This is a genomic window from Citrobacter portucalensis (assembly GCF_002042885.1).
Lineage (GTDB): Bacteria > Pseudomonadota > Gammaproteobacteria > Enterobacterales > Enterobacteriaceae > Citrobacter > Citrobacter portucalensis.
Genome location: NZ_MVFY01000004.1, coordinates 1 through 21119, shown reverse-complemented (window position 1 = coordinate 21119; position 21119 = coordinate 1). Strand labels below are relative to the sequence as shown.

Annotated in this window: 17 protein-coding genes; 8 read left to right on the top strand and 9 right to left on the bottom strand. The window is 53.4% G+C overall.

Annotated elements, in window-relative coordinates:
• The first annotated feature begins 9 nt into the window (after positions 1–9).
• The 7 genes from BZK40_RS07255 (at position 10) to folA (ending at position 6563) form a co-directional block, all read left to right on the top strand.
• Positions 10–1296, top strand: a complete 1287-nt coding sequence (locus BZK40_RS07255) for an FAD-dependent oxidoreductase (protein ID WP_003018887.1) — start codon at positions 10–12, stop codon at positions 1294–1296.
• A complete protein-coding gene (gene fixX, locus BZK40_RS07250) occupies positions 1293–1580 on the top strand; it encodes a ferredoxin-like protein FixX (RefSeq protein WP_000203736.1) in 288 nt (95 codons plus the stop codon). The genes BZK40_RS07255 and fixX overlap by 4 nt, the downstream gene beginning before the upstream one ends.
• Before the next feature lie 147 nt (positions 1581–1727).
• Positions 1728–3071 carry an MFS transporter gene (locus BZK40_RS07245; protein WP_079934398.1) on the top strand — a complete coding sequence of 448 codons (1344 nt, stop codon included), beginning with the start codon at positions 1728–1730 and terminating at the stop codon, positions 3069–3071.
• A gap of 91 nt (positions 3072–3162) precedes the next feature.
• Positions 3163–3396 carry a YgdI/YgdR family lipoprotein gene (locus tag BZK40_RS07240; protein ID WP_003018880.1) on the top strand — a complete coding sequence of 78 codons (234 nt, stop codon included), beginning with the start codon at positions 3163–3165 and terminating at the stop codon, positions 3394–3396.
• Between the two features lie 103 nt (positions 3397–3499).
• The gene (kefF, locus tag BZK40_RS07235; protein ID WP_003829618.1) at positions 3500–4030 is read left to right on the top strand and encodes a glutathione-regulated potassium-efflux system oxidoreductase KefF; all 531 of its coding nucleotides are present in this window, start codon (positions 3500–3502) and stop codon (positions 4028–4030) included.
• Positions 4023–5885 (top strand): glutathione-regulated potassium-efflux system protein KefC, encoded by a 1863-nt coding sequence (kefC, locus tag BZK40_RS07230; protein WP_003829616.1) that lies wholly within the window; start codon positions 4023–4025, stop codon positions 5883–5885. Before kefF ends, kefC begins: the two co-directional genes overlap by 8 nt.
• Before the next feature lie 198 nt (positions 5886–6083).
• The gene (gene folA / locus BZK40_RS07220; protein WP_003018873.1) at positions 6084–6563 is read left to right on the top strand and encodes a type 3 dihydrofolate reductase; all 480 of its coding nucleotides are present in this window, start codon (positions 6084–6086) and stop codon (positions 6561–6563) included.
• A 90-nt stretch (positions 6564–6653) separates the two neighbouring features.
• Here the strand turns inward: folA and apaH are convergent, their stop codons facing one another.
• Genes apaH through lptD form a run of 6 tightly spaced genes read right to left on the bottom strand, consistent with a single transcriptional unit; the run spans position 6654 to position 13399 of the window.
• Positions 6654–7502 (bottom strand): bis(5'-nucleosyl)-tetraphosphatase (symmetrical) ApaH, encoded by an 849-nt coding sequence (apaH, locus tag BZK40_RS07215; RefSeq protein ID WP_003829612.1) that lies wholly within the window; start codon positions 7500–7502, stop codon positions 6654–6656.
• Between the two features lie 10 nt (positions 7503–7512).
• On the bottom strand, positions 7513–7890 hold the full coding sequence (gene apaG / locus BZK40_RS07210; protein ID WP_003018867.1) for a Co2+/Mg2+ efflux facilitator ApaG/CorD: 378 nt from the start codon (positions 7888–7890) through the stop codon (positions 7513–7515).
• A 2-nt stretch (positions 7891–7892) separates the two neighbouring features.
• The gene (gene rsmA / locus BZK40_RS07205) at positions 7893–8714 is read right to left on the bottom strand and encodes a 16S rRNA (adenine(1518)-N(6)/adenine(1519)-N(6))-dimethyltransferase RsmA (protein WP_003829609.1); all 822 of its coding nucleotides are present in this window, start codon (positions 8712–8714) and stop codon (positions 7893–7895) included.
• A complete protein-coding gene (gene pdxA, locus BZK40_RS07200; RefSeq protein WP_079934397.1) occupies positions 8707–9699 on the bottom strand; it encodes a 4-hydroxythreonine-4-phosphate dehydrogenase PdxA in 993 nt (330 codons plus the stop codon). The genes rsmA and pdxA overlap by 8 nt, the downstream gene beginning before the upstream one ends.
• Positions 9699–10985 (bottom strand): peptidylprolyl isomerase SurA, encoded by a 1287-nt coding sequence (gene surA / locus BZK40_RS07195; RefSeq protein WP_003829603.1) that lies wholly within the window; start codon positions 10983–10985, stop codon positions 9699–9701. The genes pdxA and surA overlap by 1 nt, the downstream gene beginning before the upstream one ends.
• 53 nt (positions 10986–11038) lie before the next feature.
• Positions 11039–13399 (bottom strand): LPS assembly protein LptD, encoded by a 2361-nt coding sequence (gene lptD / locus BZK40_RS07190; protein WP_079934396.1) that lies wholly within the window; start codon positions 13397–13399, stop codon positions 11039–11041.
• Positions 13400–13778: 379 nt separating this feature from the next.
• Between lptD and djlA the strand changes: the two genes are divergently transcribed.
• Positions 13779–14594, top strand: a complete 816-nt coding sequence (gene djlA / locus BZK40_RS07180; RefSeq protein WP_008786173.1) for a co-chaperone DjlA — start codon at positions 13779–13781, stop codon at positions 14592–14594.
• A gap of 95 nt (positions 14595–14689) precedes the next feature.
• Here djlA and rluA read toward each other — a convergent pair whose 3' ends face one another.
• The 3 genes from rluA to polB all read right to left on the bottom strand — a co-directional run bounded on the left by rluA (position 14690) and on the right by polB (position 20796).
• On the bottom strand, positions 14690–15349 hold the full coding sequence (rluA, locus tag BZK40_RS07175) for a bifunctional tRNA pseudouridine(32) synthase/23S rRNA pseudouridine(746) synthase RluA (RefSeq protein WP_003018849.1): 660 nt from the start codon (positions 15347–15349) through the stop codon (positions 14690–14692).
• A gap of 11 nt (positions 15350–15360) precedes the next feature.
• On the bottom strand, positions 15361–18267 hold the full coding sequence (gene rapA, locus BZK40_RS07170) for an RNA polymerase-associated protein RapA (protein ID WP_048236149.1): 2907 nt from the start codon (positions 18265–18267) through the stop codon (positions 15361–15363).
• Between the two features lie 177 nt (positions 18268–18444).
• Entirely contained in the window at positions 18445–20796 is a 2352-nt protein-coding gene (polB, locus tag BZK40_RS07165; RefSeq protein WP_079934394.1) for a DNA polymerase II, read from the bottom strand.
• Between the last annotated feature and the right edge of the window lie 323 nt (positions 20797–21119).

Here is a 21119-nt window from a genome sequence, read left to right as displayed (position 1 = left end):
GGAGTATGTATGTCCGAAGATATCTTTGATGCCATCATCGTGGGTGCAGGTCTGGCCGGTTCGGTTGCGGCGCTGGTGCTGGCTCGGGAAGGTGCACAGGTGCTGGTCATCGAGCGCGGCAATTCTGCTGGCGCGAAGAATGTCACCGGTGGGCGCATGTATGCCCATAGCCTGGAACGCATCATTCCCGGCTTTGCTGAGCAGGCCCCCATTGAACGCATAATCACCCACGAAAAACTCGCCTTTATGACCGATAAAGGGGCGATGACCATCGACTATTGCAATGGTGAAGAGGCTGCATCGTCGCAGGTTTCTTATTCCGTCTTACGCAGCAAATTTGACGCTTGGCTGATGGAGCAGGCCGAGGAGGCGGGAGCCCAGCTTATCACCGGTATTCGGGTGGATAACGTTGTGCAGCGCGAAGGCAAAGTCGTGGGCGTGGAAGCCGACGGCGATATTCTGGAAGCCAAAGTGGTGATCCTCGCTGACGGGGTGAATTCTTTGTTGGCAGAAAAACTGGGCATGGCAAAGCGCGTTGAGGCATCGCATGTTGCCGTTGGCGTAAAAGAGCTGATCGAATTGCCAAAATCGGTGATTGAAGATCGTTTCCAGTTACAGGGGAACGAAGGTGCAGCTTGCCTGTTTGCCGGTTCTCCAACTGATGGGTTGATGGGCGGGGGCTTCCTCTATACTAATGAAACGACCCTTTCTCTGGGGCTGGTCTGCGGTCTTCATCATCTGAAAGATGCTAAAAAATCGGTCCCACAAATGCTGGAAGATTTCAAACAGCATCCGGCGGTTGCCCCACTGATCGCCGGTGGCAAGCTGGTGGAATATGCCGCGCACGTCGTACCGGAGGCCGGTATGAATATGCAGCCTGAACTGGTGGGTGACGGTGTGCTGATTGCCGGTGATGCTGCCGGAATGTGTATGAACCTCGGCTTTACCATCCGCGGTATGGATCTCGCCATATCCGCAGGCGAAGCGGCCGCGAAAACGGTGCTTTCCGCGATGAAGCGCGACGACTTCAGCAAACAGTCGCTGGGCGAATACCGTCAGCATCTCGATGATGGTCCAATGCGCGATATGCGCATGTATCAGAAGCTTCCCGCTTTCCTTGATAACCCACGCATGTTTACCGCCTATCCTGAAATGGCGGTCAGCATCGCGCGCGACCTGTTCACCGTGGATGGCTCTGCTCCGGTGCCAATGCGCAAAAAAATCCTGCGTCATGCGAAGAAAGTGGGCTTCATCAACCTGATGAAAGATGGCCTGAAAGGAGTGACCGTATTATGACATCTCCCGTCAATGTGGACGTCAAACTGGGCGTCAATAAGTTCAATGTGGATGAAGACAGCCCGCACATCATTCTCAAAACCGATCCTGATAAACAGGCGCTGGAAGTACTGATTAAGGCTTGTCCAGCCGGGCTGTATAAAAAGCAGGACGACGGCAGCGTCCGTTTTGATTACGCCGGATGCCTGGAGTGCGGAACGTGCCGCATTCTCGGACTTGATACAGCGTTGGAAAAATGGGAATACCCGCGCGGGACATTTGGCGTGGAGTTTCGCTACGGCTAATAAGTACGAGGCTGAGCACCCGTAGGTCGGATAAGACGTGGTAGCGTCGCCATCCGGCAATCATGTGGCGCCAATGCCGGATGGCGGCCTAAACGCCTTATCCGGCCTACAGATGACGCTTTGCCCGTGTTGAAACAGGAAGTCGCTATGCAGCAGCCCAGGAACTTTGATGACATCAAATTTACCTCTATTCACCGCCGGATAATGCTGTGGGGAAGCGGTGGGCCATTTCTGGATGGTTATGTGCTGGTGATGATTGGCGTGGCGCTGGAACAGCTCACGCCAGCATTGAAACTGAACGCACAGTGGATTGGTCTGCTGGGGGCCGGCACGCTCGCCGGTCTGTTTGTGGGGACGTCGCTGTTTGGCTACATTTCCGATAAGGTCGGGCGGCGCAAAATGTTCATCATCGATATTATCGCCATTGGCGTGATATCGGCGGCAACCATGTTTGTTTCCTCACCCATTGAGCTGTTGGTAATGCGTGTGCTGATCGGCATTGTGATTGGTGCCGATTATCCGATTGCTACCTCGATGATTACTGAGTTCTCCAATACCCGCCAGCGCGCTTTCTCCATCGGTTTTATCGCCGCGATGTGGTATGTCGGCGCCACCTGTGCCGATCTGGTCGGTTACTGGCTGTATGATGTTGAAGGAGGATGGCGCTGGATGCTGGGCAGCGCGGTGATCCCTTGTATTTTGATCCTGATTGGGCGCTTCGATCTTCCTGAATCGCCGCGCTGGCTGCTGCGTAAAGGTCGGGTGAAAGAGTGTGAAGCGATGATGATCAAACTGTTCGGCGAACCGGTGGTGTTCGACGAAGAGGCGCCGCAGGAGACGCGCTTCCTGCAGCTGTTTAACCGCCGTCATTTCCCGTTTGTCCTGTTTGTCGCCGCTATCTGGACCTGTCAGGTGATCCCGATGTTCGCCATTTATACCTTTGGTCCGCAGATTGTTGGACTGTTGGGGCTTGGTGCCGGGAAAAGCGCGGCGTTGGGCAATGTGGTGATAAGCCTGTGCTTTATGCTGGGGTGCATTCCGCCCATGTTCTGGCTCAATAGTGCGGGCCGTCGGCCATTGTTAATTGGCAGCTTTATTATGATGACGCTGGCGCTGGCCGTGCTGGGGTTAATTCCTGATATGGGAGCGTGGCTGGTGGTGCTGGCGTTTGCCGTGTACGCCTTTTTCTCGGGGGGACCGGGAAATCTTCAGTGGCTGTACCCAAATGAACTGTTCCCTACCGACATTCGCGCATCTGCCGTCGGGGTGATTATGTCCTTAAGCCGCATCGGCACCATTGTTTCAACATGGGCGCTGCCGGTGTTCATTACCAAATACGGGATCAGCAATGTCATGCTGATGGGCGCAGGAATTTCGCTGATTGGCCTGCTTGTGTCCATCGCTTTCGCCCCGGAAACGCGAGGTCTGACGCTGGCGCAAACCAGTCAAATGACGATTCGCAGTAAGCCCGTGACCAGGGCGAGTTATTAGGAGTGTTCTGTATTTTCCCTGCAACTCAGTCAGTTAGCCTACAGTTAACTGGGTATATCACTAAAAACAACTGAAAAGCAGGGAGAACACCATGCAAAAACATATCCTGATCACCTCAATTTTTACCGCAGCAGCACTGTTTACCGTGGCCGGTTGTTCCTCAAACCAGGCGGTTAAAACCACCGATGGTAAAACAATCGTCACTGACGGCAAACCGCAAGTCGATGATGATACTGGCCTGGTGTCGTATAAAAATGCGCAAACGGGTAAGACGGAACAGATTAACCGCGATCAGGTTAAAGATATGAGTGAACTGGATAACTAGTTCAGTTTTCTCCATTCAGCCACTCAATAATATTGACTGTTAGCCTGTGGATTAAGTGACTAAACTCACTGTTATTACAATAATGCAGTGAAACAGGCTAATCATGATCCTCATCATTTATGCGCACCCCTATCCGCAGCACTCGCATGCGAATAAGCGGATGCTTGAACAGGCAAGGACGCTGGAGGGCGTGGAGATCCGCTCGCTCTACCAGCTCTACCCCGACTTCAATATCGATATTGCCGCTGAACAGGATGCGCTGGCACGCGCTGATTTGATCATCTGGCAGCATCCGATGCAGTGGTACAGCACACCTCCATTACTCAAGCTGTGGATGGATAAAGTCCTTTCGCACGGCTGGGCGTATGGCCATGGCGGTACTGCGCTGCACGGTAAACATCTGCTGTGGGCGGTGACGACCGGCGGCGGTGAAAACCACTTCGATATTGGCTCCCATCCCGGATTTGATGTGCTTTCTCAACCCTTACAGGCGACGGCACTTTATTGTGGCCTCAAATGGCTACCGCCGTTTGCGATGCACTGTACGTTTATCTGTGATGATGAAACCCTGCAAGCGCAGGCGCGTCACTACAAACAGCGTCTGATGGAATGGCAGGAGGCACACCATGGATAGCCATACGCTGATACAGGCGCTGATTTATCTCGGATCGGCGGCACTGATTGTCCCCATCGCCGTACGGCTGGGGCTCGGGTCGGTACTGGGGTATCTCATCGCCGGGTGCATTATCGGCCCATGGGGCCTGAGGTTGGTGACGGACGCCGAATCCATCCTGCATTTTGCGGAGATTGGTGTGGTGCTGATGCTGTTTGTCATTGGTCTGGAGCTGGATCCGCAACGTTTGTGGAAACTGCGAGCATCGGTGTTCGGTGGCGGTGCATTGCAAATGGTGGTCTGCGGAGGCCTGATTGGTGTGTTCTGTATGTTCCTCGGCCTGCGCTGGCAAGTAGCGGAGCTGATCGGCATGACGCTGGCGCTTTCCTCTACGGCTATCGCTATGCAGGCGATGAATGAACGCAACCTGATGGTGTCGCAAATGGGCCGCAGCGCGTTTGCCGTGCTGCTGTTCCAGGATATCGCTGCTATTCCACTGGTGGCGATGATCCCATTACTGGCAGCGAGTGGCGCATCAACAACGCTTGGGGCGTTTGCATTGTCTGCCCTTAAGGTAGCGGGCGCACTGGTGCTGGTGGTGCTGTTAGGTCGTTATGTCACACGTCCTGCCTTGCGTTTTGTCGCCCGTTCGGGCCTGCGGGAAGTGTTCAGTGCCGTTGCGCTGTTCCTCGTGTTTGGCTTCGGTCTGCTGTTGGAAGAGGTTGGATTGTCGATGGCGATGGGGGCATTCCTGGCCGGGGTGCTGCTGGCAAGCTCTGAGTATCGCCACGCGTTGGAAAGCGACATTGAGCCATTTAAAGGACTGCTGCTGGGGCTGTTCTTTATCGGTGTAGGGATGTCTATCGACTTTGGTACGCTGATTGATAATCCCTTGCGCATTATCATTCTACTGGTCGGTTTCCTGGTTATCAAAACCGTCATGCTGTGGTTGATAGCGAAACCGTTGCAGGTGCCGAACAAGCAGCGTCGCTGGTTTGCCGTATTATTAGGGCAGGGCAGTGAGTTTGCCTTTGTGGTGTTTGGCGCGGCGCAAATGGCAAATGTGCTCGATCCTGACTGGGCGAAATCGCTGACGCTGGCGGTGGCGTTGTCGATGGCGGCTACGCCGATTTTGCTGGTGATTTTGACGCGTCTGGAAAAATCGGCGACTGAGGAAGAGCGCGAAGCCGATGAAATCGATGAGGAACAACCTAGGGTGATCATCGCCGGGTTTGGGCGATTTGGCCAGATAACCGGTCGTTTGCTGTTGTCGAGCGGGGTCAAAATGGTGGTTCTTGATCATGACCCGGATCATATCGAAACGCTGCGTAAATTCGGGATGAAGGTTTTCTATGGCGACGCGACCCGGATGGATCTGCTGGAGTCTGCCGGGGCGGCGAAAGCTGAAGTCATTATTAATGCCATTGACGATCCGCAAACCAGTCTGCAATTAACCGAAATGGTGAAAGAGCATTTCCCGCATCTGCAAATTATTGCTCGTGCGCGCGACGTGGATCATTACATCCGCCTGCGCCAGGCGGGCGTGGATATGCCGGAACGTGAAACCTTTGAAGGTGCACTGAAGACCGGACGTCTGGCGCTGGAAGGTCTCGGGCTTGGGCGCTATGAGGCACGTGAGCGGGCTGACGTATTCCGCCGATTCAATACCATGATGGTAGAGGAGATGGTGAAAGGGGAAAATGACGCGACTTCCCGCGCGGCCGTTTATAAACGCACCAGCGCAATGCTGAGTGAAATTATTGCGGAAGATCGTCAGCACTTATCGTTAATTCAGCGCCATGGCTGGCAAGGCACGGATGAAGGTAAGCATACGGGCGACGTCGCCGATGAGCCGGAAGTGAAACCGTCAGCATAGGGTAAAAAATGTGATGTTCTGCAAACTTTACTGCTAATTGGCTGTTTTTGAACTACTGTAATGCTGGCGTACCACCTTAAATAGGTCGGTTCGCCAGCAGAACGGAAAATTTTCCTGTTCATCCTCTTTCCGCCAGTCGACGAAAGATTGCGCTTTCCGTATAGTGGCGACAATTTTTTTGTATCCGGGAAATATTCAATGATCAGTCTGATTGCGGCGTTAGCGGTAGATCGCGTCATCGGTATGGAGAACGCCATGCCGTGGAACCTCCCTGCCGATCTCGCCTGGTTTAAACGTAATACCTTAAACAAGCCGGTTGTCATGGGACGCCACACCTGGGAATCCATCGGGCGACCGTTACCTGGGCGTAAAAATATCGTCATCAGCAGTAAGCCTGGCACCGACGATCGCGTGCAGTGGGTGAAGTCTGTGGATGAAGCAATTGCGGCCTGCGGCGATGAGCCTGAAATTATGGTAATTGGCGGTGGGCGTGTGTATGAGCAGTTCCTGCCAAAAGCGCAGAAACTGTATCTGACGCACATTGATGCGGAAGTGGAAGGGGATACGCATTTCCCGGACTACGAACCGGATGACTGGGAATCGGTGTTCAGTGAATTCCACGATGCCGACGCGCAAAACTCTCACAGCTACTGCTTCGAGATTCTGGAACGTCGTTAATACTGTAAGTGCCGGATGGCGGCGAAACGCCTTATCATCCAGCTAATGTAGGCCGGATAAGGTGCGAGCACCGCATCCGGCAAACGACTATCAGGCGTTGACCGCTTCGCCAGGATCCAGATTCAGATGGCGATTTGACGGCTGCACGAAGTACTGTTTGTCTTCCCAGCGCAGACAGGTGAGATCGCCTCCCCAGCAACACCCCGTATCCAGCGCGTAAATACCTTCTGGCGTGCCTTTACCCTCCAGCGATGCCCAGTGCCCGAATGCAATGCTGTATGCTTCACTGACAGGTCCAGGAATGGCAAACCATGGCTTCAGCGGGGCAGGTGCGTCTTCTGGTGACTCTTTGCTGTACATATCCAACTGACCGTTAGGGAAGCAGTAACGCATGCGGGTAAAGGCGTTGGTAATAAAACGCAGGCGCGCCAGCCCGGTCAGTTCCGGGGTCCAGTTATTGGGCATGTCGCCGTACATCGCATCAAGGAAGAAGGGATACGAGTCACTCGACAGCACGGCTTCAACATCGCGAGCACAGTCTTTTGCCGTCTGCAGGTCCCACTGTGGGGTGATACCGGCATGCGCCATCACCAGCTTCTTCTCTTCATCTACCTGCAACAGCGGTTGACGGCGGAGCCAGTTAAGTAATTCGTCGGCATCCGGTGCTTCGAGCAGCGATGTGACCCTGTCTTTAGGTTTATTACGACTGATACCAGCAAATACGGCCAGCAGGTGTAAATCGTGATTACCCAATACTAACCGCACGCTGTCGCCCAGTGATTTCACGTAGCGCAAAACGTCCAGCGAGCCCGGTCCACGAGCGACCAGATCGCCGGTGAGCCATAGGGTGTCTTTTTCGGAATTAAAGTCTACCTGATGCAGCAAGGCTACCAGTTCATCGTAACAACCGTGAACGTCGCCAATAAGGTATGTCGCCATAGTTATTGTTTTAATGAATGAGTGTTGGAACGGCGAGTCGGAATACGGGAATATCGATGGTAAAGGCGATGCCTTGTTCATCGATCATTTCGTAATGACCCTGCATGGTGCCCAGCGGTGTTTCAATCACCGCACCGCTGGTGTACTGGTACTCTTCGCCGGGTTCGATGTGGGGCTGGACGCCAACCACGCCTTCACCCTGAACTTCGGTTTCGCGGCCATGACCATTAGTGATCAACCAATAACGCCCCAACAGCTGCACAGGCGCTCGCCCCAAATTGCGGATAGTTACGGTGTAAGCAAAAACGTAACGTTCATCATCAGGTGAGGATTGCGCCTCAATGTAGACGCTTTGTACCTGAATGCACACTCGGGGCGAATTGATCATGTTTAACTCTCCTTCGATGGCGCGTTTTCTGACAGATAGTTAGCCATCCGGCAGTATTGCGCGACAGAGATATTTTCCGCTCGCATCGCCGGATCAATGCCCAGCTCTGTCAGTACTTCAACGCTAAACAGGTTGCCGAGACTGTTACGTACCGTTTTACGGCGCTGATTAAACGCTTCGGTGGTAATACGGCTCAGCACACGAACATCTTTAACCGGGTACGGCATCGTCGTATGAGGGACCAGACGCACAACGGCTGAATCAACTTTAGGCGCTGGCGTAAATGCGGAAGGCGGTACTTCAAGTACCGGGATCACATTGCAGTAATACTGCGCCATGACGCTTAATCGACCATACGCTTTACTGTTTGGCCCTGCAACCAGACGATTCACCACCTCTTTTTGCAACATGAAATGCATGTCGGCAATGGCATCAGTATAGGAAAAAAGATGGAACATGAGCGGCGTGGAGATGTTGTACGGCAGGTTGCCGAATACGCGCAGCGGCTGTCCCATCGTTTGTGCCAGTTCGCCGAAGTTCATGGTCATGGCATCTTGCTGATAAATCGTCAGCTTAGGCCCTAAAAACGGGTGTGTCTGTAGGCGTGCTGCCAGATCGCGGTCGAGTTCAATGACCGTGAGCTTGTCCAGACGTTCGCCTACTGGTTCGGTCAATGCCGCCAGACCCGGGCCGATTTCGACCATAGCCTGACCTTTCTGCGGGTTGATAGCAGAGACAATACTTTCGATCACAAACTGATCGTTGAGGAAGTTCTGCCCGAAACGTTTACGGGCTAAATGGCCCTGATGGACTCGATTATTCATTGGTATTAACAATCATTTTGATGGCGAGATTAAGCGCCGTAATAAAACTGCCGACATCTGCTTGTCCACGGCCCGCGAGTTCAAGTGCGGTGCCGTGATCGACGGATGTGCGAATAAAGGGCAGGCCCAGCGTGATATTCACACCGCGACCAAATCCCTGGTATTTTAGCACGGGGAGACCCTGATCGTGGTACATTGCCAGCACGGCATCCGCGTGGTCGAGATATTTGGGCTGAAACAGCGTATCTGCGGGCAGCGGACCGTTTAATTTCATTCCCTGCGCACGCAGTTCATCGAGTACCGGAATGATGGTATCTATCTCTTCCGTTCCCATATGACCGCCTTCACCAGCATGCGGGTTAAGACCGCACACCAGAATATGCGGATCGGCAATGCCGAACTTGGTGCGTAAATCATGATGCAAAATGCCGATCACTTCCTGAAGCAGGGCGGGCGTAATGGCGTCGGCAACGGCTCTGAGCGGCAAATGCGTGGTTGCCAGGGCAACGCGCAGCTCTTCGGTCGCCAGCATCATAACAACTTTCTTTGCCTGTGAGCGCTCTTCAAAAAACTCGGTATGTCCGGTAAACGGGACGCCAGCGTCATTGATAACGCCCTTGTGAACCGGGCCGGTGATCAGCGCCGCAAACTCACCTTGCAGACAGCCATCGCAGGCGCGAGCCAGCGTATCCACCACATATTGCCCGTTTTCTACCGCCAACTGACCCGCGACAACAGGTGCCCGCAGCGCAATCGGTAACAGCGTCAATGTGCCTGCTGATTGCGGTCTGGCTGGGGTATCTGGAGAGTAGGGGAGGAGTGAAAGCGGTAAACCGAGCATCGCTGCCCGGTCACTGAGGAGTGCTGCATCCGCACAGACAACGAGTTCTACAGGCCACGCGCGCTGGGCGAGCTGAACCACCAGGTCCGGGCCAATCCCGGCGGGTTCGCCGGGAGTGATAACAACGCGTTGAACACGAGTCATTAGTTGCTCAGAACTTTAACGTAAGCGCTGGCGCGCTGTTCCTGCATCCATGTTGCTGCTTCTTCCGAGAATTTACGGTTCATCAGCATACGGTAAGCTCTGTCTTTCTGCGCTGCGTCAGTTTTATCAACGTTACGCGTATCCAGCAGCTCGATCAGATGCCAACCGAAAGAGGAGTGCACCGGGGCGCTCATCTGGCCTTTGTTAAGTTTGGTCAGCGCATCGCGGAAAGCAGGGTCGAAAATATCCGCTGCAGCCCAGCCCAGATCGCCGCCCTGGTTGGCAGAGCCTGGATCCTGAGAAAACTCTTTAGCGGCTGCCGCGAAGGTAGTTTTACCGCTCTTAATATCTGCCGCGATTTGTTCCAGCTTCAGACGCGCCTGCTGATCGGTCATGATAGGCGACGGCTTAAGCAGAATGTGGCGAGCATGAACTTCAGTCACGGAGATGCTCTGGCTTTGGCCACGCATATCGTTGACTTTCAGGATGTGGAAGCCGACACCGGAACGAATTGGGCCAATGATATCGCCTTTTTTCGCAGTGCTTAACGCCTGGGCAAAGATACCCGGCAGCTCCTGGATACGTCCCCACCCCATCTGACCGCCTTTCAGCGCCTGCTGGTCAGCGGAATAAGTAATAGCCAGTTTGCCGAAATCACTACCGTTACGCGCTTCATCAACAACAGAGCGCGCCTGGCTTTCAGCCGCGTTAACCTGGTCAGACGTTGGGTTTTCCGGTAATGGGATCAGAATGTGGCTCAGGTTCAGCTCGGTGCTGGCATCGTTTTGGTTGCCTACCTGCTGCGCCAGGGCATCCACTTCCTGAGGCAGGATAGTGACGCGACGGCGAACTTCGTTGTTACGCACTTCGGAGATGGTCATCTCTTTGCGGATCTGGCTACGATAGGTTGAATAGCTTAAGCCATCCTGTGCCAGACGGCTGCGCATCTGATCCAGCGTCATGTTGTTCTGCTTGGCGATGTTGGCAATAGCCTGATCCAACTGCTCGTCAGAGATTTTCACCCCCATCTTCTGACCCATTTGCAGGAGGATTTGATCCATGATCAAACGTTCCAGGATCTGATGACGCAGCGTAGCGTCATCCGGTAATTGCTGACCTGCCTGACCTGCATTCAGTTTTACTGACTGCATTAAGCCATCGACGTCGCTTTCCAGAACGACGCCGTTATTGACGACGGCTGCAACTTTATCGACTACCTGTGGGGCAGCGAAACTGGTATTCGCGATCATGGCGATACCGAGAAGCAGCGTTTTCCAGTTCTTCATACTTTTTCCATTTCAATTAACCGCAATGCGGATTACGTTGTAAATCAATCAGATCATAAAGAGCTTTGATACGGCAAAATGTTCGAACGCAGCATTTGGTTGGTGCCGAGACCGTAGTTGGAGCTCAGTCCGCGCAGTTCGATATTAAAGCCGATCGTGTTGTCATAAATCGCGTGTTGCTGGGTATTATCCCAACCGTTCAGCTTACGCTCGTAGCCGAAGCGAATGGCGTAACAGCAGGAGTTGTACTGTAAGCCCAGCATTGAATCTGCTTCTTTGTTCACGTTGGTATCGAAGTAGTAAGCGCCAACAATCGACCAACGCTCAGCAATTGGGAAGCTTGCCACCGCGCCCACCTGCGAAATCCCGTTTTTATACTGATCTGCCGTAGAGTAGTAAGACGGTAGAGTAGCCTGGATATATTCCGGGCTGGCGTAACGGTAATTCAACTGCAGCATCCGGTTTTCATCGCGACGGTATTCGATACTGCTATTGCTGGTTGCGATGCTATCCAGACGCGTGTCGTACTGGATCCCACTGCGTAAACCCCAGCGATCGGAGATACGCCAGTAGGTGTCGCCCGCCCATACCAGTGAACCCGTTTTGTCGTCATTCTCCCATTTAATGTTGTCATCGCCGGTGCGAGACTCGGTGAAATAGTAGATTTGACCCACAGAAATATTAAAACGTTCAACGGCAGCGTCATCATAAACGCGAGATGTGACCCCGGTCGTCACCTGGTTGGCAGAAGCAATACGGTCCAGACCGCCATAAGTACGGTCACGGAACAGGCCGCTGTAGTCAGATTGCAGCAAGGATGAGTCATAGTTATAGATATGACTTTGGTCGCGATACGGTACGTACAGGTACTGCGCGCGCGGCTCCAGCGTCTGGGTATAGCCCGGTGCCAGCATTTGCATGTCGCGCTCGAATACCATTTTGCCGTCAACTTTAAACTGCGGCATGACGCGGTTGGCTGACTCGTCGAGCTTGTTAACGTTACTCGGGTTGTTGTTGTACCAATCCAGATTGGTCTGCTGATAGTGTGTCGCTAGCAGCTTCGCTTCGGTATTGATACTGCCCCAGTTATTCGACAACGGCAGATTGATCGTCGGTTCCAGGTGAACACGCGTTGCTTCCGGCATGTTGTCATTGGTATTGACGAAATGGACCGCCTGGCCATAAATACGGGTATCAAACGGACCGACGTCGTTTTGGTAGTAGTTGACGTCTAACTGCGGCTGGGCAGAGTAACTGTTACTGTTTTGTGCGTCGAAGACCTGGAACTGCTTGGTCGATACCGTAGCGTCAAAGTTTTGTACCGCGTAGCCGACGCTGAATTTCTGCGTGGCGTAGCCGTCGGTACTGGAACCGTATTTATTATCGAAATCGTTAAAGTAGCTGGTGTCGCTGACCTTGGTGTAGTCGACGTTGAAACGCCACACCTGGTCCAGTACACCGGCGTGCTGCCAGTAGAACAGCCAGCGGCGTGAATTGTCATCCTTCGGATGTTCGTCCTCGTACACTTTATCGGAATTCAGATAGTCGAACTCCATCAAGCCCGCACCCGCCTGGGTGAGGTAGCGGAATTCGTTCTCCCACATGATCCCGCCACGACGGTGCATATAATGTGGCGTGATGGTGGCGTCCATATTGGGCGCAATGTTCCAGTAATACGGGAGGTAGAACTCAAAATAGTTATTGGTGGAATATTTTGCGTTCGGGATCAGGAAACCGGAACGGCGCTTATCGCCGACGGGTAACTGTAAATAAGGACTATAAAAGACCGGAACTGGACCCAGTTTAAAACGGGCGTTCCAGATCTCTGCGACCTGTTCTTCACGGTCGTGGATAACTTCGCTACCGACGACGCTCCAGGTATCGGAACCTGGCAGACAGGAGGTAAAGCTACCGTTTTCCAGAATGGTATAACGGTTTTCCCCACGCTGTTTCATCAGGTCGGCTTTCCCGCGCCCCTGACGGCCCACCATCTGGTAATCACCTTCCCAGATGTTGGTATCTTTGGTATTCAGATTGGACCAGCCCTTCGGTCCCTTCAGAATAACCTGATTGTCGTCATAATGGACATTGCCCAACGCATCGACGGTACGTACTGGCTCCGGCTGGCCTTCAGCCTGCTTCTGATGAAGCTGTACTTCGTCGGCCTGCAGGCGGCTGTTACCCTGTGCGATATCCACGTTGCCGGTAAACACCGCGTCATCGGGGTAATTCCCTTTTGCGTTGTCGGCATTGATGGTGACGGGTAACTCATTAGTCTCGCCCTGTACCAGAGGACGGTCATAGCTCGGCACGCCCAGCATACACTGTGAGGCGAGATCGGCTGCCAGGCCCTGATGGCTATAGAGGGCGCTGGCAATCATGGTGGCCAGAAGAGTGGGAATACGTTTTTTCATACGTTGTATTTATTGTTCCATCATCAGTAGCGTCGCGCGTGACAAACGGTCACAGCCTAACTTATCTCATCTTCACTTCGCTAGTATTAATCCTGCCCATTTTATACCCGCCACCTTTCAAGCTGCATCTTCGTTGTCTTCCTCGTTCACCCCAGTCACTTATATGGGTAAGCTCCAGGGGACTCACTACGTTGCCGCCTTGCTGCAACTCGAAATCCAACGGGTATAGCGTTTGTGGTGTTAGGCACGGCATTGAATGACAGGTATGATAATGCAAATTATAGGCGATGTCCCACAATTGACCGCAGCCGTAAATCGGTAAAAGCACCTTATATTGTGGGACATAGCCTGGCTGAGAGCGGAAAGATTTGGGGAGTCTATGCAGTATTGGGGAAAGATAATTGGTGTAGCCGTGGCCTTAATGATGGGCGGCGGCTTCTGGGGTGTGGTTCTGGGGCTGTTAGTTGGCCACATGTTCGACAAAGCCCGCATGCGCAAAATGGCGTGGTTTGCCAACCAACGTGAACGCCAGGCGCTGTTTTTTGCCACCACTTTTGAGGTGATGGGACATCTGACCAAATCCAAAGGTCGCGTCACGGAAGCCGATATACATATCGCCAGCCAGTTGATGGATCGGATGAATTTGCACGGTGACTCGCGAACGGCTGCACAACATGCCTTCCGGGTAGGAAAATCGGATAATTACCCATTACGTGAAAAGATGCGTCAGTTTCGCAGCGTCTGTTTTGGTCGATTCGATCTGATCCGCATGTTTCTGGAGATTCAGATCCAGGCGGCATTTGCCGATGGGTCGTTGCATCCTAACGAACGTGAAGTGCTGTATGTGATTGCTGAAGAGTTGGGGATCTCACGCACCCAATTTGATCAGTTCCTGCGCATGATGCAGGGCGGCGCACAGTTTGGCGGCGGATATCAGCAGCAGTCTGGCGGCGGTGGTTGGCAGCAGGCGCAACGCGGCCCGACGCTGGAAGACGCCTGTAATGTGCTGGGTGTGAAAACGACCGACGATGCGACCACCATCAAGCGGGCTTACCGTAAGCTGATGAGCGAGCACCATCCGGACAAACTGGTCGCGAAAGGTCTGCCGCCAGAGATGATGGAAATGGCGAAACAAAAAGCGCAGGAAATCCAAAAGGCTTACGAGCTGATTAAGGATCAAAAAGGATTCAAGTGATTGAATTGCCGGATGCGGCTAGCGCCTTATCCGGCCTACGTTAATGAATGTAGGCCGGGCAAGCGAAGCGCCCCCGGCATAAATTGGCTCAGAATTTAAAAATCCGCCGGAACTTTAAACGTCATACTGTTGCCGTATTCGGGATGCGTGATGGTTAACATCTCTGCATGCAGCAACAGGCGTGGCGCTAACGCCAGAGCTTCCGGTGGAGCATAGAAGCGGTCGCCCAGGATAGGATGCCCTAAAGCCAGCATATGCACACGCAGCTGGTGGGAGCGTCCGGTAATGGGTTTGAGCACTACCCGGGCGGTGTTATCCGCCGCGAACTCCACGACTTCATACTCGGTCTGCGCCGATTTCCCGGTCTCATAACATACTTTTTGCTTTGGCCTGTTTGGCCAGTCGCAAATCAGCGGTAAATCAACCAGACCCTCGGCCGGAGCAGGATGCCCCCAGACGCGTGCGACATACTGTTTTTTCGGTTCGCGCTCGCGAAACTGGCGTTTTAGCTCGCGCTCTGCCGCTTTGGTTAGCGCGACTACAATCACGCCGCTGGTTGCCATATCCAGACGATGCACGGATTCAGCCTGCGGATAATCGCGCTGAATACGCGTCATCACGCTGTCTTTGTGCTCATCCAGACGACCTGGCACAGACAACAAGCCGCTCGGCTTGTTGACCACCATAATGTGCTCATCCTGATACAGGATGACCAGCCAGGGTTCCTGCGGCGGATTGTAGTTTTCCATCCCCATGTATGGCTCCGTTACTGATGCGTCACGACGATCAGGCGCAGGGCATCGAGACGCCAGCCCGCCTGATCCAGGCTTTCCATCACCTGCTGACGGTTGCTTTCAATTGCGCTAAGTTCGTCATCACGGATGTTCGGGTTAACGGCACGCAGCGCTTCGAGACGGGAAAGTTCTGCCGTCAGCTTCTCGTCAGCTTCTTTACGCGCTGCGTCGATCAGCGCGCGGGCTGATTTTTCCACCTGCGCTTCACCGAGTTGCAGAATGGCATGAACATCCTGCTGCACGGCGTTGACCAGTTTGCTGCCGGTGTGGCGGTTAACGGCGCTGAGCTGACGGTTAAAGGTTTCGAACTCAACCTGTGCAGCAAGGTTATTGCCGTTTTTATCCAGCAGCATGCGTACCGGCGTTGGTGGCAGGAAGCGGTTTAGCTGCAGTTGTTTCGGCGCTTGCGCTTCAACAACATAGACCAGCTCAACCAGCAGTGTACCAACAGGTAATGCTTTGTTTTTCAACAACGAAATAGTGCTGCTTCCGGTGTCGCCGGAGAGGATCAGATCCAGACCATTGCGGATCAGCGGATGCTCCCAGGTAATAAATTGTGCATCTTCACGCGACAGGGCGACATCGCGCTCGAACGTAATGGTGCAGCCATCTTCCGGCAGCCCAGGAAAATCCGGCACCAGCATATGATCGGACGGCGTCAGCACGATTAAATTGTCGCCACGGTCATCCTGATTAATACCGACGATATCAAACAGGTTCATGGCGAAGGCGATCAGGCTGGTATCGTCGTCCTGTTCTTCAATACTCTCAGCCAGCGCCAGTGCTTTTTCGCCGCCGTTAGAGTGGATCTCCAGCAGGCGATCGCGACCTTGCTCTAGCTGTGCTTTCAGCGCGTCATGCTGTTCGCGGCAGGTTTTGATCAGATCGTCAAAGCCCTCGGTATTTTCTGGTTCAGCCAGGTAGCCGATCAGATTGTTATAGACCGTGTCATAGATGGTACGGCCAGTCGGACAGGTGTGTTCGAACGCATCCAGACCTTCGTGGTACCAGCGCACCAGCACGGATTGCGCGGTTTTTTCCAGGTACGGAACGTGAATCTGAATATCATGCGCCTGACCAATACGGTCCAGACGGCCAATACGCTGTTCCAGCAGATCCGGGTTGAACGGCAGGTCAAACATCACCAGATTGCTGGCGAACTGGAAGTTACGCCCTTCGGAGCCGATTTCAGAACACAGCATTACCTGGGCGCCGCTATCTTCTTCGCTAAACCATGCTGCGGCGCGGTCACGTTCAATGATCGACATCCCTTCATGGAATACGGCGGCGCGGATGCCTTCGCGCTCGCGCAGTACCTGCTCCAGCTGAAGCGCGGTAGTGGCTTTCGCGCAGATGACCAGCACTTTTTGTGAGCGGTGGCTGGTCAGGTAGCCCATCAGCCATTCCACGCGCGGGTCAAAGTTCCACCAGGTGCCGGTGTCGCCTTCGAATTCCTGATAAATCTGTTCCGGGTAGAGCATGTCGCGCGCCCGGTCTTCTGCACTTTTACGCGCGCCCATAATGCCGGAGACTTTAATCGCCGTCTGGTATTGGGTCGGCAGCGGCAGCTTGATGGTATGCAGCTCGCGTTTCGGGAAGCCTTTTACACCGTTACGGGTGTTACGGAACAGCACACGGCTGGTGCCATGGCGGTCCATCAGCATCGAAACCAGCTCCTGACGCGCGCTCTGGGCGTCTTCGCTGTCGCTGTTTGCCGCCTGCAATAGCGGCTCAATGTCCTGCTCGCCAATCATGTCGCCTAACATGTTCAGCTCATTGTTACTCAGCTTGTTACCAGCCAGCAGCATGGCGACGGCGTCGGCGACCGGACGATAATTTTTTTGCTCTTCAACAAACTGGGCGAAATCATGGAAACGGCTCGGGTCCAGCAGGCGCAGGCGTGCAAAGTGACTTTCCATGCCCAGCTGCTCCGGTGTAGCGGTTAGCAGCAGGATGCCCGGCACACGTTCTGCCAGCTGTTCAATGGCCATATATTCGCGGCTGGGCGCGTCTTCGCTCCACACAAGGTGATGGGCTTCATCGACAATCAGCAGATCCCACTCGGCGTCACACAGGTGCTCCAGACGTTGTTTATTACGACGGGCAAAGTCCAGCGAGCAGATGACCAGTTGTTCGGTTTCAAACGGGTTGTAGGCGTCGTGCTGCGCTTCTGCATAACGCTCATCATCAAACAGTGCAAAACGCAGGTTGAAGCGGCGCAGCATTTCGACCAGCCACTGGTGCTGTAATGTCTCCGGGACGATGATCAGCACGCGCTCTGCGGCGCCGGACAGCAGTTGTTGATGCAGGATCATCCCGGCTTCAATGGTTTTACCTAAACCCACTTCATCTGCCAGTAAAACGCGAGGGGCATGACGACGGCCAACATCATGGGCAATGTTCAGCTGGTGAGGAATCAGGCTGGTACGTTGACCACGCAACCCACTCCACGGCATACGGTATTGTTCGCTCTGAAATTTACGTGCGCGATAGCGCAGAGCAAAGCGATCCATGCGGTCAATCTGGCCGGCAAACAGGCGATCTTGTGGTTTGCTGAATACCAGTTTGCTGTCGAGCAGTACTTCACGCAGCATGACACCGGTTTCTTCGGTATCCAGGCGGGTTCCGATATAGGCAAGCAGGCCGTTTTCTTCTTTTACTTCATCGACATGCAGTTGCCAGCCTTCATGGCTTGTTATCGTATCGCCAGGATTGAACATCACGCGGGTCACGGGGGAATCACTGCGCGCATACAGACGGTTTTCGCCCGTCGATGAGAAAAGTAAAGTGACGGTTCGCGCATCCATGGCGACAACAGTACCAAGTCCCAATTCGCTTTCTGTATCGCTGATCCAGCGTTGACCAAGTGTAAAAGGCATATATGTTCGGCTCTATATCTTTAATTGCAGGCAATACTCGTCATTTTCCGGGCTAATCCCCGTTATTGAGAGCATACGACCCCGCTACCAGGCTAATAAATCAGTGGTAGTGGTGTTAAATGGGTCCAGGAATGGAAAGGGCGCTATGGTACTGGATGGCGGCGGTTTCGTCACGCGTCAAAATAACCCCAGTTGTCCTGTGAGTAGTGTAGCAAAATTATCGTCAATAAAGGGAAGAATTCCCTCGGCAACGGGTTGGATCTGGCGGGTCAGATAATGCTCGTAATCGAGTACAGATAGCTGATAATCAACAGGTTCTGGGCCATTGACCGTCCAGACATATTTTATGGTTCCGCGATTCTGATACTGTGGCGGACGCCCCAGCTTTACATTCTGCTCATCGGCGAGTCGCGCGGCACGAACGTGTGGTGGAACATTTCGCTGGTATTCGCTTAACGGGCGGCGCAGGCGCTTGCGGTACACCAGTTGTTCATCCATTTCACCGGCCATCAGACGGGCAATAGTCTCGCGAACAAACTCCTGATAAGGTTCGTTACGAAAAATTCGCAGGTATAGCTCCTGCTGAAATTGTTGGGCCAGCGGCGTCCAGTCGGTTCGTACCGTTTCCAGTCCCTTAAACACCATACGTTGCTCTGCACCGTCCTGAATCATCCCCGCATAGCGTTTTTTACTGCCGGTATCTGCACCGCGAATGGTCGGCATCAGAAAGCGACAAAAATGGGTTTCAAATTCCAGCTCCAGCGCGCTGGTCAGATTTTGTTGCTTCAGCGATTGCGCCCACCAGGTGTTGACATAGCTCACCAGTTCCCGACCAATTCGGGCTGCATCGTCTTCTGAGTGCGCCTTTTTCAGCCAGACAAAGGTGGAATCGGTATCGCCATAGATGACATCGTAACCCTGAGCCTCAATTAACGCTTTGGTCTGGCGCATGATCGCATGGCCGCGCATGGTAATGGACGAGGCCAGTCTCGGGTCGAAAAAGCGACAGGCGGTGGTGCCCAGCACGCCGTAAAATGCATTCATGATGATTTTCAACGCCTGCGAGAGTGGCTTATTGCCGCGGCGTTTTGCTTCTTCGCGCCCGTGCCAGATCTGAGTAACGATTTCCGGCAGGCAGTGCTTTTCGCGTGAAAACCAGGCGTCAAGGAAACCTTCGGTGCTGTGTTCCGGATCCGGCTGCGCCATCCCTTCGATAAGCCCCACCGGATCGATTAAAAAAGTACGAATTATTGAGGGATACAGGCTTTTGTAATCCAGCACCAGTACGGAGTCGTACAATCCCGGGCGCGAGTCCATCACATAGCCGCCGGGACTGGCGTGCGCGGGGACTTCACCGAGATTCGGCGCCACATAACCCGCCCGGTGCATGCGCGGAAGGTAGAGGTGGCCGAAGGCGGCAACCGAACCACCGTGACGGTCGACCGGCAGACCGTTGACCGTCGAGCGCTCCAGCAGAAATGGCATGATCTCGGTTTTATGAAAAATGCGCGTGACCAGCTCACAGTCTTTGAGATTGTAGGTGGCGAGCGCGGGTTTATCCTGGGCAAACCGACGGTCAATTTCGTCCATTCTGTCCCACGGATTATCAATCGACTTCCCTTCGCCAAGCAGCTCTTGCGATACCGTTTCCAGTGAAAATGACGAGAAATTCCAGAACGCGGATTTGAGCGCCTCAATACCGTCGATAATCAGGCGCCCCTTAGCCTGAGCGAAGAATACGCCGTTCTTGAAGCCATGCTCGCGCCACTCAAGCTCGCTGCTATCACGACCAAAACGCAGGGGAATGCGGTAACGTTCGGCGTGCTTTTGCAGGACGCGTAAATCGAATTGCACGACGTTCCAGCCGATTATCACATCAGGATCGTGACGGGCAATCCAGTCATTGAGTTTTTCCAGCAACTGCGGGCGGCTTGCAACGTACTCAAGTTCAAAATCAAGCGTAGAGGCGTCGCCGTTTGCCGGGCCGAGCATGTAGACAATACGCTGCCCACAGCCTTCAAGACCGATGCAATAGAGTTCGCCGTGGCGCGTGGTTTCAATATCCAGCGATACCCATTTTAGCGGTGGTCGATAGTCAGGGTTCGGCTTCAGGCGGGCATTCACCAGCATGTCATTATGTCTGTCGCCTTCGACCCAAACAGGGGAGGTGATAAAGCGCTCCATCAGATACCGCTCAGGTGGGCGTACGTCGCCCTCATAGACGGTGACTGCGTTTTCGCGCAGCAGTTTTTCCAATCGCATGAGCTGGCGATGTGAGCGGCAATACAGTCCGGAAACAGGCTGGCGGTGGAAGTCTTGCAATTGCAGCGATTTCAGGCGATAGCCGTTTTCAGTGCGTAATAATGACATTACGCGAGGAACCTGACTGGTGGGAATAAACGCGACCGACTCCTGAGGCGCGAGCGTGACCTGCAGCGGCCCATCGTCTGTAGCCAGCCAGAATGAGACCTCAGTTCCCTGCGGGGTGTCCCGCCAGTGCCGGGTTAAAATAAAACCTGCTTGCGCCACGCTGCGTATCCGTCAAAAAACCAGGCATTATTATAGCCTGGTTCTGATAGATTAGCTGTGATTTTATACAGTTGTCATGCTCAGAAGAGGTTACTGCCCGAAATACGCTTTCCTGAGTAAAATAATTATTCCTACCTGACAATGTTATCTTCATATGCAATATATGAATCAAATAGCTTTGATAGGCTACAGATAGATATGTTATAGCTGGTATTTGTACATTAGTTTCCATTAATTACGTTGTTTATGTTTTAATTGTTAATTACAAGTTCGTTTTCATACTTTTTCTGTTTTTTAGGAATAGTGCTCATTTGATTTTGCTA